General features: G+C 67.7%; 11 protein-coding genes. 9 read left to right on the top strand and 2 right to left on the bottom strand.

The features are described 5' to 3' along the window. Window positions 1-24: 24 nt before the first annotated feature. The 9 genes from EP7_RS08240 (at window position 25) to EP7_RS08200 (ending at window position 11,022) form a co-directional block, all read left to right on the top strand. Window positions 25-1,719, top strand: a complete 1,695-nt coding sequence (locus EP7_RS08240) for a formylmethanofuran dehydrogenase subunit A (RefSeq protein WP_463527363.1) — start codon at window positions 25-27, stop codon at window positions 1,717-1,719. Next, complete coding sequence (fhcD, locus tag EP7_RS08235) at window positions 1,716-2,621, top strand: formylmethanofuran--tetrahydromethanopterin N-formyltransferase (RefSeq protein ID WP_463527362.1); 906 nt, start codon at window positions 1,716-1,718, stop codon at window positions 2,619-2,621. The genes EP7_RS08240 and fhcD overlap by 4 nt, the downstream gene beginning before the upstream one ends. A gap of 135 nt (window positions 2,622-2,756) precedes the next feature. After that, on the top strand, window positions 2,757-3,374 hold the full coding sequence (locus EP7_RS08230; RefSeq protein ID WP_463527361.1) for a sigma-70 family RNA polymerase sigma factor: 618 nt from the start codon (window positions 2,757-2,759) through the stop codon (window positions 3,372-3,374). After that, the gene (locus EP7_RS08225) at window positions 3,361-6,702 is read left to right on the top strand and encodes a WD40 repeat domain-containing serine/threonine protein kinase (protein WP_463527360.1); all 3,342 of its coding nucleotides are present in this window, start codon (window positions 3,361-3,363) and stop codon (window positions 6,700-6,702) included. Before EP7_RS08230 ends, EP7_RS08225 begins: the two co-directional genes overlap by 14 nt. Window positions 6,703-6,861: 159 nt before the next feature. Then, window positions 6,862-7,710, top strand: a complete 849-nt coding sequence (locus EP7_RS08220; RefSeq protein WP_463527359.1) for a formylmethanofuran dehydrogenase subunit C — start codon at window positions 6,862-6,864, stop codon at window positions 7,708-7,710. 31 nt (window positions 7,711-7,741) lie between these two features. Further along, window positions 7,742-8,692, top strand: coding sequence for a methenyltetrahydromethanopterin cyclohydrolase (gene mch / locus EP7_RS08215; RefSeq protein ID WP_463527358.1), 951 nt, complete (start codon window positions 7,742-7,744; stop codon window positions 8,690-8,692). A gap of 27 nt (window positions 8,693-8,719) precedes the next feature. After that, on the top strand, window positions 8,720-9,613 hold the full coding sequence (locus EP7_RS08210; RefSeq protein WP_463527357.1) for an ATP-grasp domain-containing protein: 894 nt from the start codon (window positions 8,720-8,722) through the stop codon (window positions 9,611-9,613). Continuing rightward, window positions 9,610-10,473 (top strand): triphosphoribosyl-dephospho-CoA synthase, encoded by an 864-nt coding sequence (locus tag EP7_RS08205; RefSeq protein WP_463527356.1) that lies wholly within the window; start codon window positions 9,610-9,612, stop codon window positions 10,471-10,473. The genes EP7_RS08210 and EP7_RS08205 overlap by 4 nt, the downstream gene beginning before the upstream one ends. A 45-nt stretch (window positions 10,474-10,518) precedes the next feature. After that, entirely contained in the window at window positions 10,519-11,022 is a 504-nt protein-coding gene (locus tag EP7_RS08200) for a 6-pyruvoyl trahydropterin synthase family protein (protein WP_463527355.1), read from the top strand. Here the strand turns inward: EP7_RS08200 and EP7_RS08195 are convergent. Both EP7_RS08195 and EP7_RS08190 read right to left on the bottom strand, forming a co-directional pair. After that, a complete protein-coding gene (locus EP7_RS08195; protein WP_463527354.1) occupies window positions 11,019-12,596 on the bottom strand; it encodes a hypothetical protein in 1,578 nt (525 codons plus the stop codon). The two genes, EP7_RS08200 and EP7_RS08195, sit on opposite strands and share 4 nt — an antisense overlap. Next, window positions 12,593-14,104: a hypothetical protein gene (locus EP7_RS08190; protein WP_463527353.1), complete on the bottom strand. Its 1,512-nt coding sequence runs from the start codon at window positions 14,102-14,104 to the stop codon at window positions 12,593-12,595. The genes EP7_RS08195 and EP7_RS08190 overlap by 4 nt, the downstream gene beginning before the upstream one ends. Between the last annotated feature and the right edge of the window lie 132 nt (window positions 14,105-14,236).

The raw sequence follows: 14,236 nt of genomic DNA, 5'->3' as shown, positions 1-14,236 counted from the left end.
TCGACTCGTCGAGTGGCCAGCGCGATGGACTGGATTGGCGGGGGTGAGCCGGGCATGGGCGTTCTGCGGATCAAGGGCGGGACGGTCTACGACCCGGCCAGAGGTGTCGACGGGATTGTGGCGGATGTCTGGATCGTCGACGGCCGGGTGGTGCCGTCTCCCGACGATCCGGGAGCCCGTGCGGACCTGACGATCGATGCCAGGGGTGATGCGGTGATGCCCGCCGGGGTCGACCTGCATTGCCACATCGCCGGCCCGAAAGTCAACGCTGCCCGCATCATGCGCCCTGAGGAGGCTCGGGTTGCGCCGGAACCTCGGGCGGGGTCGATGCGGTCGGGCACCCTGGGCAGCGTGCCGAGCACGTTCACGACGGGCTACCGCTACGCTGGCCTTGGCTATGCGACCGCCGTGGACGCCGCCGTGCCAGCCCTGGGGGCGAGGCATGCGCACCAGGAGCTGGATGACACGCCGGTCATCGACAAGGCGATGCTCATCCTGATGGGCAACAACCATTACGCGATGGACCGGATCCGCGAGGGGGCCCGGGGCCGGTTGAAGGATTATCTGGCCTGGGTACTGGGCGCGACTCGAGGGTATGGCCTGAAGGTGGTCAATCCGGGCGGAGTCGAGACCTGGAAGCAGGGCAAAGGGACGCTGGCCGGCCTGGATGATACGGTCGACGGCTTCGGCGTCAGTCCCAGGCAGATCCTGACCGAGATCGCGCGGGCCTCGACCGAGCTCGGGCTGCCGCATCCGCTGCACTTGCATGGCCTGAACCTGGGGGTGCCGGGCAACGCCGGGATCACCCTGGAGACCTTGAAGGCGATGGATGGCCTGCGGGCCCACTTCGCTCACATCCAGTTCCACAGTTATTCGGGCGAGCCGGGCGACCTCAACAAGTTCGGGTCGGGGGTGCCGGAACTGGCCGACTGGGTGAACACCCATGAGGGGGTGAGCGTCGACGTGGGCCAGTTGGTCTTCGGCGAGACGACCAGCATGACGGCGGATGGCGCCGTCGGGCAGTTCCTCCACGAGCTGACCGGCCGAAAGTGGTACTCCTCCGACGTGGAGATGGAGACGGGCTGCGGCGTGGTGCCGATCACCTACGAGGACACGAACGCCGTCCATGCCCTCCAGTGGGCGATCGGCCTGGAGTGGTATCTGCGGGTCGATGATCCCTGGAGGGTGGTGATGAGCACCGATCACCCCAACGGAGGGTCGTTCCTGGCCTATCCCCAGGTGATCGCGCTGCTGATGGACCGAGGACTCCGCACGGAGATGCTCGACCGCCTGCCCGCGTCGGTCCGGGACCGCTGCGGGCTGGGGGAGCTGAGCCGCGAGTACAGCCTCTCGGAAATCGCGATCATCACCAGGGCCGGGCCGGCCAGGCTCCTTGGCCTGGACCGCAAGGGGCACCTGGGTCCCGGGGCCGACGGCGACGTGACCATCTACAGGCCCGATGTCGACAAGCGGCGGATGTTCAGCCTGCCGCGTTACCTGATCAAGGCAGGACGCGTCGTTCTGGACGATGGAGCTCTGCGCGACGTACCGACGGGGCAGACCCTGCACGCGGCCCCTGGTTACGACGAGGCCGAGGTCGGGCCGATCGGCGATTGGTTTCGAGAGCACTACTCGATGTCCTTCGCCAACTACCCGCTTGCCGACGACGAGTTGCCCAACGCTCGGGCACTGACGCGCGAGACGGGGGGACCGAGATGAGCCTGAGTATCGACGGAGTCGAGATCGTCGACACCTTCGCCGAGGCCTTCCCGATGACGGCGGCCCGCGCCATCCTGACGGCGGACACCCCGAGATGGGCGGCCACCGCTGCGCGGGTGATGACCGGCTACGGTACGAGCGTCATCGGCTGCGACGCCGAGGCGGGCGTCGAGCGCATGATGGACGAAGCCGAGACGCCCGACGGCCGCCCCGGGGTTTCGGTCTTGCTCTTCGGGTTCAGCCGGGATGCCCTGGAAAAGGCGATGATCAACCGGGTGGGGCAGTGTGTGATGACCTGCCCGACCAGCGCTTGCTACAACGGCCTTGCCCTGACCGACAAGTCGATCAAGGTGGGGGGGGCACTCCGATATTTCGGCGACGGCTGGCAGATCTCCAAACGCCTGCCCGACGGCCGGAGGTTCTGGCGGATCCCGGTGATGGACGGGGAGTTCACCTGCGAGGACCTGTTCGGCACCGTGAAGGGTGTGGCCGGCGGCAACCTGATCATCGCCGGAGTGGACGGCCCGACGACCCTTGCCGCGGCCGAGGCTGCCGTCGAGGCCATTGGCCGGATTGGCGGCGGCATGATCCTGCCGTTCCCTGGGGGAATTGCGCGGTCGGGCTCGAAGGTCGGGAGTAAGTACAAAGGACTGAGGGCCAGCAGCAATGCCGCCTTCTCGCCGACCTTGCGGGGGTTGGTCACATCGGAACTGCCCGATGCGGCTGGGGCGGCCTACGAGATCGTCATCGACGGTTTGGACCTGGACGCAGTCGGTCGAGCCACGGCCGTCGGGGTCCGTGCCGCCTGCCTGCCTGGCATCTTGCGCGTGACCTCGGGGAACTATGGCGGCAAGCTTGGTCCACACCATCTCCGCCTGCATGATGTTTTAGCTAAATTTTGAATATCAATGACGTGACAGGCCAACAAATGTTGCCGGAACGCAACGCTCGAACCATGAGGCGACTTCGGCTCTTGATCGGCGAGTTGAGGAGTCGCATAGTGGATGCTGGTCCATAATGTGTCGTGGAGCTCCTCGATGCCGACACGCATGCGACGCTCCGAGATCGAGATGACTGTGGACGACCGTTCGAAGTCTCCCGTCGTCGAGGAGCTGGAATGGTCGGCCGTCGAGGCGTGTCGGCAATATCTGACGCTGATCGCCAATCGTCAAATCAGCCCGAGCCTGCGAGCCAAGGAAGGGGCCTCCGACCTGGTCCAGGAAACGATGATGCTCGCCCAGCGGAAGCTGGTCGCGGTCCGGTGCGAGTCGCCTGCCCAGTTGCAAGCATGGCTGAGGCGGGTCCTCTTCAACAAGCTGAGGAATTTCCGCCGCAGCTACTACGCCCTTCAGAAGCAGAACCTGTACCGCGAAGTTCGATACGAGCCGGGTGGGGCTTACGACCCGGTGGCGACCTCGACGACCCCGCAGGATGTGGCTTCGCGAAGCGAGTTGAGGCGGGCGCTGCTAGCGGCCATCGACAAGTTGAACCCGCGCGACCGCGAGGTCTTCAGCTGGCGGCATGAGGAAGGTTGCAGCTTCGAGGTCATCGGACGACGGCTCGGGATCGGCGCCGACGGCGGTCGGAAGGCCTGGGCGAGAGCGATCGCCAAGCTGCGCGGTGACCTGGAGCCGTTCTTTGATGAGCCCACCTGATCGATCGTCGAATTTCGGGCGCCCCCCCGGGAAGGCCGATCCGGCATCCGAGACCCCGTTCATCGGCCGGCTGGCGGAGTTCGATGACGCTCTGGCCGCGGGGGTATCTCCGCTAGAGGAAGTTGATGATGACCCGGAGTTGGGTCGTGCCCGCAACCTCCTGCGCGTGGTCGAGGAACTGCTGCCCAGGACCGGCGTCTGGGCCATGACGAGCGGTGAGTCCGACGTGCGATCCACGCCGGGTCGGTTCGGCCGCTTTCGGGTGCTGCGTGAGTTGGGACGCGGGGGATTCGGCGTGGTCTTCCTGGCCAGGGATCCGGTCCTCGACCGTTACGTGGCCCTGAAGCTGCCCCGTGCCGATATGCTCGCCAAGGACGACTCGCGCAGGCGATTCCTGAGGGAGGCCCGCGCCGCGGCGAGCCTCGACCACGCCGGGATCGTGCGGATCTATGAGGCAGGCGAGGTCGGGCCCGTTGCGTACATCGCCTCGGCCTACATCGAAGGGATGAACCTGGCCGAATGGCTGCACGGCAGGACCGAGCCTGTGCCGATCGGCACGGCCGTGGCGCTGATCGCCGACGTGGCCGAGGCCGTCCAGCACGCGCACGACCATGACGTGCTGCACCGGGACCTGAAGCCCGCTAACATCCTACTCCATGACGATGTGGAGGAGCTGCCCGGTGACGAGCCGCGACTGACGGCCAAGATTGTCGATTTCGGACTGGCCAAGATCCTCTACGAAGTCGGGGATGACACGATCAGCGGCCATCCGATCGGCTCCTATCCGTATATGTCACCCGAGCAGGCCTTGGGCAGACCGTCGGAGATCGGCCGGATGGCCGATGTCTACTCGCTGGGCATCATCCTCTATCAGATGCTGACGGGCCGCGTCCCGTTCCGCGGGGATTCGCCGCACGAGACGATCCGCCAGGTCATCCAGGATGACGCGATCGACCCCTGCCGGCTCCGCCCGGGTCTCTCCCTCGACTTGCAGACGATCGTGCAGAATTGCCTGGCCAAGTCCCCGAGCTCGCGCTATGCCTCGGCCGGCGACCTGGCGGCCGACCTCCGTCGTTTCGAAGCGGATCAGCCGATCCTCGCGCGCGCCCCGTCTCGCTGGTGGACCACCTATCGCTGGTTGAAGAAGAGACCGGCGGTCGGGGGCCTGGCCGCAGCCTTGCTGCTGGCCTCGGCGGGAATCTGGGCCGGCCTGGCCTGGTCCAACGCCTCGCTCTGGGCCTCGGCGGTGCGAGAACGCGCCAACGCGGTCGAGGCGGAGCGGAATCGAGAGGCGGCCGAGGCCCAGTCCTGGCTCAATCGCCGGGCCCTGCATTCAGCTCGCCTCACGGCCGTCGCCCGCGAGCGAGAGGCCGGCCGGATCCCCGAGGCGCAGGCGCTCCTGGCCCAGGAGACGCCTGCCGCCGGCGAACGAGACGTGAGGGGCCTCGCCTGGCGGCTGATGAACAACCTCTGTTACACCGACGTCGCCTTCCTCCCCTCGCGCATGGGGGGCGTCACCGCGATGTCTATTTCCGCAGACGGCCGGCTCCTGGCCACGGGATGGGCCGACCAGTACGCGCCAGCGTGGGTGACGATCTGGGATCCGACGCAGCCCAGACGGCCGCCGCTGGCGCGGATCCAGGCTCGTAAAAAGCCGAGCGAAGTCACCGCGTTAGCCTTCTCGCCCGATCGGGAGACGCTCGCCGTCTGCGAGACCGGTCACGTCGGGCAGCCCGGCAGGGTCTCCCTCTGGAATGCTCGCCGATCGGATCGCCCGCTCTCGAGCTTCGACCTCGATTTCAACCTGCTCCGCAGCGTTACCTTTGACTCCGCGGGGAAGTTCCTCGCGGTCACGGGGGGTACGCCCCAGCAGTGGGGCAAACACGCCCTCTTCGACGCCAGGTCGGGCGTGCTGCGGCGGGTCGAGACCGGCCTGACAAACGTCGATCAGATCGTCAACCTACCGGGCCGGGGCCTGACCGCGATCGAGGTCAACGATCGCGGCGGGCGACTTATCGACGTGAACAGTGGGCTAGCCTGGCTTAAACTGGGGCCCGAGGCGAAAGGTGCCTGCACGGTGGCCGCTGTTTCCAGAAATGGCCGCTCACTCGCCCTCGCGTTGGGCCGGGATCTCAGCCGGATCGTGATCCATGACACGGCGACGGGTGCGGCTCGCCTGACCGTCAAGATCCCTGAAGGGAGCAGGCCGCTGACGATGACCTTCTCGCCCGACTCCGCAAGCATTTCGGTCGGGACGTCGATCAAGGAGGCGTATCTGATTGACGCCACGACCGGGACGATCCTCGACACGGCGATCCACGATATCCGTGGGTCTGTCTGGGGGACTGCATTCACGCCCAACGGGAGATCCTGGATCACCGGCGGCGGCGATCATCATGTCGCGATCCGGCGATTGAACCCTTCTCCCAACCCTGTCGTGCCTACCGGCCATGATGCCGAAGCCTGGTCGCTCTCCTGGCTCCCCAATAGCAAAAGACTGGTTTCGGTGGGGGACGACAATCTGATCCGAATCTGGGACGCGAAGACCGGTTTGGAGGTGGGCCGATCGCAGCGCACGGGGGCGTTGATCTCGGTCGTCTGCTCCTCCCCCGACGGGCGGCACGTCGCCACGGGCGACTACGAAAGTAATATCCTTCTCTGGGATCTGAAGAAGCTCGGTAAGGCCCCGCCCAAGATGCTTGGACATCTGTATCACCCGCGGGCGATCGCGTATCGACCCGACGGCCGCCTGCTCGTCGCCGGCGGGTTCGACGGCTCCATCCGCGCCTGGGACCCGTCCAACGGTCGCCTGCTCGCAAAGCTCGCTGCGAGTACGAGTACGGCAGGCCTCCACACTCTGAAATTTAACCCCGCGGGAGATCGATTCGTCAGCGGGGGCGGGGACCGCCAGATCCGCGTCTGGGACGCACGGACCCTGGAGCTCATCTCGTCCTTCGAGGTTGGATACGACGAGATCTGGACGCTCGCCTTTTCTCCGGACGGCAAGACCCTCGCCGTCGGCGGCAAAGACGGACACCTAAGGCTGTACAAGCTCGACGGCTCCGAGGGGCGGGATATCGGTGTCTGCGGGGAGGGGATCGAGGCGGTCGTGTATCTTCCCGACGGCGAGACAGTGGCGACCGCCGGGCATGACGGCAAGCTCCGCTTCTGGGACGTGGTCGCTCAGCAGGAGCTCATCAGCCTGGGCGATCACGGCACCCGCTTGAATGACCTGGCCCTCTCGGCCGACGGGAAGGCTTTCGCGTCGGCCGACCATAAGGGGGGGATCCGGATCTGGAAGTTTGGCAAACTTCCTCTGAGCCCCTGATCGCCGGCCGGAGCCAACCTCGAATCCTCGGGGCACTGAGGCGTGTCCCCGCCCGGCCCGCTATGATGGGCCGGTCCCTCGGAATCACGGCTCGAGGGCCGACGGCGCCGGCCTCGCGTGGGGCGGACGACGACCTCGCAGGCCCCCTGGCGCCCATTCATGCCCCTCACCCTCACCTGGCGCGACGCGACGACGCTGCCCGTGGCCGGCGAGATGCTCAGTCCCGATCGGCTCTCTGCGATTGGCCCCCTCGAAGCGGCGCTGATCCCCTCGCGAGTCGGGAGGATGCCGATTCCTCTCGGCGACCTCTTTCGCATTGATGGAGACGGTCGCGACGGGCAGATCATCCTCGAAGGCGACCTGTCCCGAGTCGTCGGCATCGGCCGCGGGATGACATCCGGCTCGCTGATCGTTCGAGGCGACGCCGGGGCCTTGCTGGGCGCCGGGATGCTTGGGGGATCGATCTCCGTCGAGGGCTCGGTCGGTGACTGGGCGGCGGCGGAGATGCGCGGGGGGGTGCTCCGGGTCCTTGCGAACGCCGGCGAGGGCCTGGCCGCGGCCCTTCCCGGCAGCCGGCTGGGGATGCGCGATGGCACGGTCCTGGTGCACGGAACGACCGGTGCAGACGCCGGGCTGCGGATGCGGCGTGGCCTGATCGCGTTGGGAGCGGGGGTCGGGGCCGACCTGGGCCGCGCCATGGTCGCGGGCTCGATCTTCGCCTTCGGTCCGGTCGGGCCGCGACCGGGTGCGGGGATGAAGCGGGGGACGATTGCACTCTTCGGGACGGGCTCCGCTGGCGTCCGGGTTTTGCCGACCTTCGCGTTCAGCGGCCGGTTCCAGCCGCCGTTCCTGGCGATTTATCGGAAACTGCTCGATGGACTGCGGTTTCCGGTCGCCCTGGACGCTTTCGCCACGACGTTTGCCCGTTACAATGGCGATCTGACGGAGGGGGGCCAGGGCGAGATCCTGGTCGCCGACGAACTGAGCCCGGCGATGATTCAAGTCTGAGGTGGGTGGGCCCCGTGGAGCGATGCCGGACATGGACTTGAATGCACGGGCGTCGACCCTTGTCGAGGCATTCCTGGCGTGCGCCGAGGAGCGGCGAGTGCGCGCCGTGCCGATCGAAAAGGGGGGCCGCTTCATCGACTGCGGCATCCAGGCGCCCGGCGGCCTGCTTGCCGGCCTCGAACTGGCCCGAATTTGCATGTCAGGGCTCGCCGAGGTCACGATCGTCCCCGGCGAAGTCGGCGGAAGGCCCTGCCCCCATGTGCAGGTGGTGACCGACCATCCCGTGTTCGCCTGCCTGGCCAGTCAGTACGCCGGCTGGGCGATCGACGAGCCCGGGTTCTTCGCGATGGGTTCCGGCCCGATGCGGCTGGCCGCGGCCCGCGAGCCGATTTTCAAGGACCTCCACCTGGGCCCCGAGGACGCCTCCTGCGTCGTCGGTGTGCTCGAAGGTCGGAAGCCGCCGACGCACGCGGTGATCGCCTCGATCGCGACGGCCTGCGGGGTGCCTCCCTCCTGCGTCACGCTGCTGGCGGCGCCCACCGCGAGCCTGGCCGGGGGTGTCCAGATCGTGGCTCGGGCCATCGAGACCGCCCTGCACAAGCTCCATACCCTGCATTTCGACATCAGCCGGATCATCTCGGCGCACGGAGTGGTCCCCCTGCCCCCGGTCGCAAAGCACGACCTCGCCGCCATCGGCCGGACCAACGACGCGATCCTATACGGTGCCCGGGTCGTCCTCTACGTCGTCGGCGACGATGCCAGCCTCATCGAGGTCGGGTCCAAGGTTCCCTCGTGCTCCTCGACCGACCATGGGGAGCCGTTCTCGGCGATCTTCGCCCGCTACAACAACGACTTCTACAAGGTTGATCCCCACCTGTTCAGCCCGGCCGAGGTCGCCTTCCACAACCTGGAGACGGGCCTCGTGCATTCCTTCGGCCGGGTCGAGTCCGACGTGCTCGTCCGCTCGTTCTATCCGTCCTAGCCTCGATCAGGATTGGGACGCAACGCGATGACGCGGCTGGTGACCTTGGTCTCGGGGCTGGGCTGGCACGTCCAGGACCTCCTGCGGGCCTCGAAGAGCGTGGGCGTCTTCCTGGACCCCGTCCCCTTCCCCACGCTCAACGGCACGATCGGCGCAGGGGCCGACCGCGTCGAGGCCGGCGATGCGCTCGACCTGACCCGGGTCGACGGGGTCCTCGTGAGGATGATGCCGCCTGGAAGTTTGGAGCAGGTCGTCTTCCGGATGGACGCCCTGCATCGCCTCGAAGCCGCCGGCGTCCCGTTGCTCAATGCGCCGAGGGCCGTCGAGGTGGCCGTCGACAAGTATCTGGCCACCGCCCGGCTCTCCGCGGCCGGCCTTCCGGTGCCGGCGACCTGGGCGGGTGAGACGTCCGAGTCGGCGATGGCGGCCTTCGAGGCATTCGGTGGCGATGTTGTGCTCAAGCCCCTGTTCGGGTCGGAAGGCCGGGGGTTGGTCCGGCTGCAGGAACCCGAGGTCGCCCGCCGAGTGTTCGCCGCGATCGAGCGTATCGGATCGGTTCTCTACGTCCAGAAGTACGTGAGGCATCCCGGATACGACATCCGCGTTTTCGTTTTGGCCGGCCGCGTGCTGGGCGCCATGAAGCGGCATGCCCCCGCGGGCGACTGGCGGACCAACGTGGCCGTGGGGGGGCGACCCGAGAGGGTCTCGCTTTCCGGGGCGCAAACCGACCTCGCGATCCGCGCGGCGGCGGCCGTCGGGGCGTCGATGGCTGGCGTTGACTTGCTCCATGATCCCGCGATCGACGGCGATGTGGTGCTGGAAGTCAACGCCGTGCCCGGCTGGAAGGCGCTGGCGGCGGCGACCGGCGTGGACGTCGCCGCGGCGCTGCTGGATCATCTGAAGGGCGAGGCCCGGCGATGAATCCAGGCCTGATCGCCCAGATCGCGTGCACATTCGAGGTCTGCGCGCGCAAGCCGGGCAATGTCCACCGCGGGGCCGACTTCGAGGACGTCGGCCTGGTCGACTTCCTGCTCTCCGCGGCCGCCATCGCGGGGCCGATGGGCCGCGCCCGCGAGCTCGGCGTGGGCCGGACTATTCTTGAGGCCGTCGGAGTGACGCGTGCGGTGGTGCGGACCAACACCAATCTGGGCATGATCCTGCTGCTCGCCCCGCTGGCTGCGGTTCCCGAGGGGAGCGACCTTCGGACCGGCGTGGCCGAGGTCCTGGAATCGACGACCGTGGAGGACACGAGGCTTGTCTATCGGGCCATCCGCATGGCCAGACCGGGGGGGCTCGGCGAGGTCGACGACCAGGACGTGGCCGGGGAGCCGACGATCGGGCTGGTCGATGCGATGAGGCTGGCCGCCGATCGGGACCTCGTCGCGCGTCAGTACGCCAATGGATATGCGGACGTGTTCGACTGCGCCTTGCCCGCGCTTCGGGCTCGGCTGTCGGCCGGCTTGCCGCTCGAGACGGCGATCATCGGGGCGCACCTGGCGTTGCTGGCGTCGCGGCCCGAGACGCTGATCGCCCGCAAGCTGGGCGCGGAGATGGCCGACGAGGCCCGCCGGCTCGCCTCGGACGTGGTGGCCGGCGGCTGGCCCGAGGCCCCGGGCTCGGCCGCACGATTCGATCGCCTCGACGCCTGGATGCGCGACGACGGCCATGCCCGCAACCCTGGCGCCTCGGCCGACCTGGTGACGGCCGCCTTGTTCGCGGCGGTCACCGATGGGACAATCGAACTGCCCAGGCCCGGCGGTCCTCCGGGCTGGTCGGGTTGAGGTCAAGTCGCCCTTCGCTTCCCGCCCTCAAGTCGGAGCCCGCCCTTGCCTGCGTCGCGCTATAAGGTCCGAGTCGAGAAGGACTCGCTCGTCTTCTGCTCGGGCCACTTCATCACCTACGACGGTGACCACTGCGAGCGCATCCACGGCCACAACTACCGGGCCGCGATCGAGGTTGAGGCGGAACTGGATCAGAACCACTACGTCTTCGACTTCATCGCCTTGAAGGAGCTGGGCGAGAAGATCGCGCTGGCGCTCGATCATCGGATGCTCCTGCCTACGCAGAGCCCGCTCATCCGCCTGGAGGACGACGGCGAGAACTGGATGGCCCGGTACAAAGGGCGGCGATGGAGCTTCCCCAAGGAGGAATGCGTCCTGCTGCCGATCGCCAACACCACCGCCGAACTCCTGGCCAGCTACTTCGCCGAACGCCTGCGTGAGGAACTCGAGGCCCGAGGGCTGGTGATCCCCCCCTTGATCCGCATCGAGATCGAGGAAAGCTTCGGTCAACTCGCCGTGATGGAATGGCGGCGGGATGACGTCTCCTAGCTGGGTTCACGCTTCCGCCGCCAGACCTCGATGCGACCGAAGGCCCGATCGGGTTCGTAAAGACGGCGGACGGCCCGGGTCAACTCGGGAGCCTGGAAGTACGCGTTTCCGATGACTGCCACAGGGACCCAGACGACGAGCGAACTCTCGTCGGCAAGCTCCAGGTCGGCCACGAGCCTTGGCTCGTCGGATGCGTGGACGAGATTCAGCCAGATGAGGCCGGCCTCGTTGGTAAAAGGCGAAGGATGCCCCGTCGGCCCGTCTAGGCCGACGAATGGCATGAGGAGGTTGGCCACCCGAACATCGGGGGGGACCGACCGTCGTAGGTGGTCGAGCGTCGCTCGATAGTCGGGCCAGTCCAGGCCGTCGGGACGCCCTGGCGCGAACAGGGCGAGCGCACCCGGGGGCGTCTCGGCCGGTTCCTCGCCGCGCATCATCGACGCAACCGCCCTAAGGCTGGCCCTGACGCCGCAGTTGGCCGGGCGTGCGGGGAGCACCAGGGCGAGCATCAGCAGGAGCGTCGCCATCCTCAACGCGGGCGTGGCGCGAGCACGCAGGACCAGGGCGGAGACGTACGCCAGTCCGACGGCCCAGGTGAGCCGCAATGGGAGGTCCAGGTAGGCATGCTGCATCGGGCAGAGCGGCCGGTACCACAGGGTTGCGCCCATCAGGACGAGCCAGGTCAGAGTCGACCGACGCATTCCTCGATCGGCCGCCCGCCCGAGCAGCACGACCAGCGCGGGGACGACCATGAGCCGGGGCTGGGAGAGTTCGCGTGCGAACTCGGCGAGGACCACACCGCCGGAGCTTCGGCTGTAGGTCCCGCCGTAACCTGCCAGGCGCACCCCGCGGATGAAGTCGGGGAACGCCCCGGCGAGCATCAGGGGCGCAAACGCGGCGAGCAGCGCCAGGCCGAAGATGATGGACCAGCCGAGCAACGGGCCGATCGTGCGCCGCAAGGGTTCGCCGGGATCGCGGGCCCTCTCGTCGAGCGCCAGGGCCAGCGCGGGAAGGAACAGGACGACGTGGGGCCTGAAGACGACGCCGGCGGCGAAGAGGAGGGCCGAGACCAGTCGGGCAACCTTCGACCCGCTCGCCTGGGCCAGCAGGACACCCGAGAGCGAGAGGACCGGCCCGTGCCAGTCGCGCTGGGCGACGGCCGAGATGTCCAGCCCCAGGTAATAACCGAGGAACCCGACGTAACCGATCAGGCCCGGCAAGGCCCGGCCCAACACACGTTTGCTCCATGCGGCCAGAACCAGCCCGAAGGCGACGAGCAGCCCCGCATCGACCGCATAGATCCAATGCGTTCGGCCCCAGCCGACGGTCGCGCCAAGGATGCGGAACAGGTAGATCTGACCGGGAAAGTTGAACGCGATGGTCTCGCGGTAGGGAACCAGACCGAGTTCCCACTGCCGGGCCATGGTGGCGTAAGTGTCCAGATCGGGCCACCAAGGCCAGGTGAGATAGTGAGGGATCCAGGTGGCCAGAAGGGCCGCGGCAAGCAGCGTGACCGCGGTTGTGGCGGGTAGGCCCAGCCATCCAGGCTCGTCGTTTTCCGCCGTCGAGCTCATCGGCTGTCTGCCTTCGAGTTGGGCTTGAAGAAGAAGAGGCCGGCCTGCACCTCGACGAGGCGGTAGCGAGCCCGCGCGACGCGTGCCAGGAGGGGCGGGAGCCCGAAGGTGTAATCGTCGTAGGTCGGGGAGCCGACGTCGGCAGTGAGGATCAAGAGCTCGTACACCTGGTGCTCGAGCATGTAGGCGATCCCCTCGGGCCTGATCCGCTGATCGACGACCTGGATCCTGAAGAGGAAGGGGTCGACAAACGGCGCTCGCTCCTTCTGGTGCAGGGCCACGAGACCGCTGTCGGTGAGGATTTGCCGCCTGGGGTCGGCCGCCAGGGCGTAGAGTTCGTGATAGACGCCCAAGACGGCCTTTCCTCGCGGCGACCCATAAAACGCCTGGAGCACCGCGGCCTGGGCCGCCTGCGCGATGGCCAGTTGCGTCCCCTGAGCGGTCAGCAGTCCCGCGACGACGAAGGCGACAAGGGCCCCGCCCATCGCCGGGCCGCTCTTGCGGGCGGCACCGAGGCCCCACGAGAACAGCGTCGCGGAGGCCATCCCCTCGGCCAGGCGCAAGCTGAGGAAGTAGTTCGCGTCGGACCCCAGCTTTGCCGAAGTGATCAGGCTCGTCGCCGCGAGAACCACCGTCAGGACCGCCCAACGGCGGTCGCGTCCCCCGCCCTGCCACCAGAGCGGCAGCGCCATCAGGGGGATCAGGAACAAGTCGAGGCCGCCCGCCGCCATCCTCCAGAGCAATTGCTTCCACATGAAGAGATTGACCGGTGTGCGCACCTCGCCGACCAGACCCCGGGCCAGCTCGGGCTCCGCCGTCAGGGTCAAGACGCCGACGACGGTGCCGATCGCCGCAAGTCCGCCCAGGCCGAGTGCCAGCGCCGGACGCCGCTGCCCTTCCAGGGCCAGGACCAGCGAGGACGTGACGAGGAAGATGCCCGCCGTCTGCTTGGTCAGGGCCGCCAGCACCAGCAGCAGGCCCGCAAGCCAGAGCCGGGGGCCCGACCCTTTGCCCATGGCCAGGAAGCCCAGGATGCCCAGCAACTCGGCCAGCAGGTCGGGCCGGACCATCGGCGAGAACCCGTACAGGGGCGCAACACCCAGGCTCGCCAGGCAGCCGATCACCCCCGCTCCCCGGCCGTATCGCAGGCCGGCCGCGATCCCGATCGCTAATGACCCGACGATCGTCGCGCCCAGACTCGTCGCGCGGCCAATCGTGAACAGGTCGTCGATGCTCGCGCCGGACAGTCTGCCGATCCCCCCGACGACCCAGAAATAGAGGGGGCCATAGATGTTCGTCACGTGCGGCGCGTGCCAGTTGGCGGGGTAGAGGGGCAACCCGGCCATCACCCTCCAGGCCAGGTGCACGAACTGGGCCTCAAGGTGGTACGCCTCCAGCGGGGTCGTGACCGTGATGCCCGCGTAGATGAGGTAATAACTCGCGCGGGCCAGGGCCAGGATCGCCCAGAGCCCGCCCAGAACCCGTAGAAGCAGGCCCGCGATCCTCATTGATTTCCCGCCCGATCGGTTCTCGCGCCCTGACCGCATGCCGAGGCCCGCTAAGTTAGCACAGCGACCGCGTGAAAGCGCCACGGACGAATTGTTGTTGACACAACCATTGTTGTGTCGTAGTATTCTGTC

It is taken from the genome of Isosphaeraceae bacterium EP7 (genome assembly GCA_038400315.1).
Taxonomy (GTDB): Bacteria; Planctomycetota; Planctomycetia; order Isosphaerales; family Isosphaeraceae; genus EP7.
The sequence above is the reverse complement of the archived record's forward strand: the minus strand, read 5'-3'. Positions and strand labels throughout refer to the sequence as shown.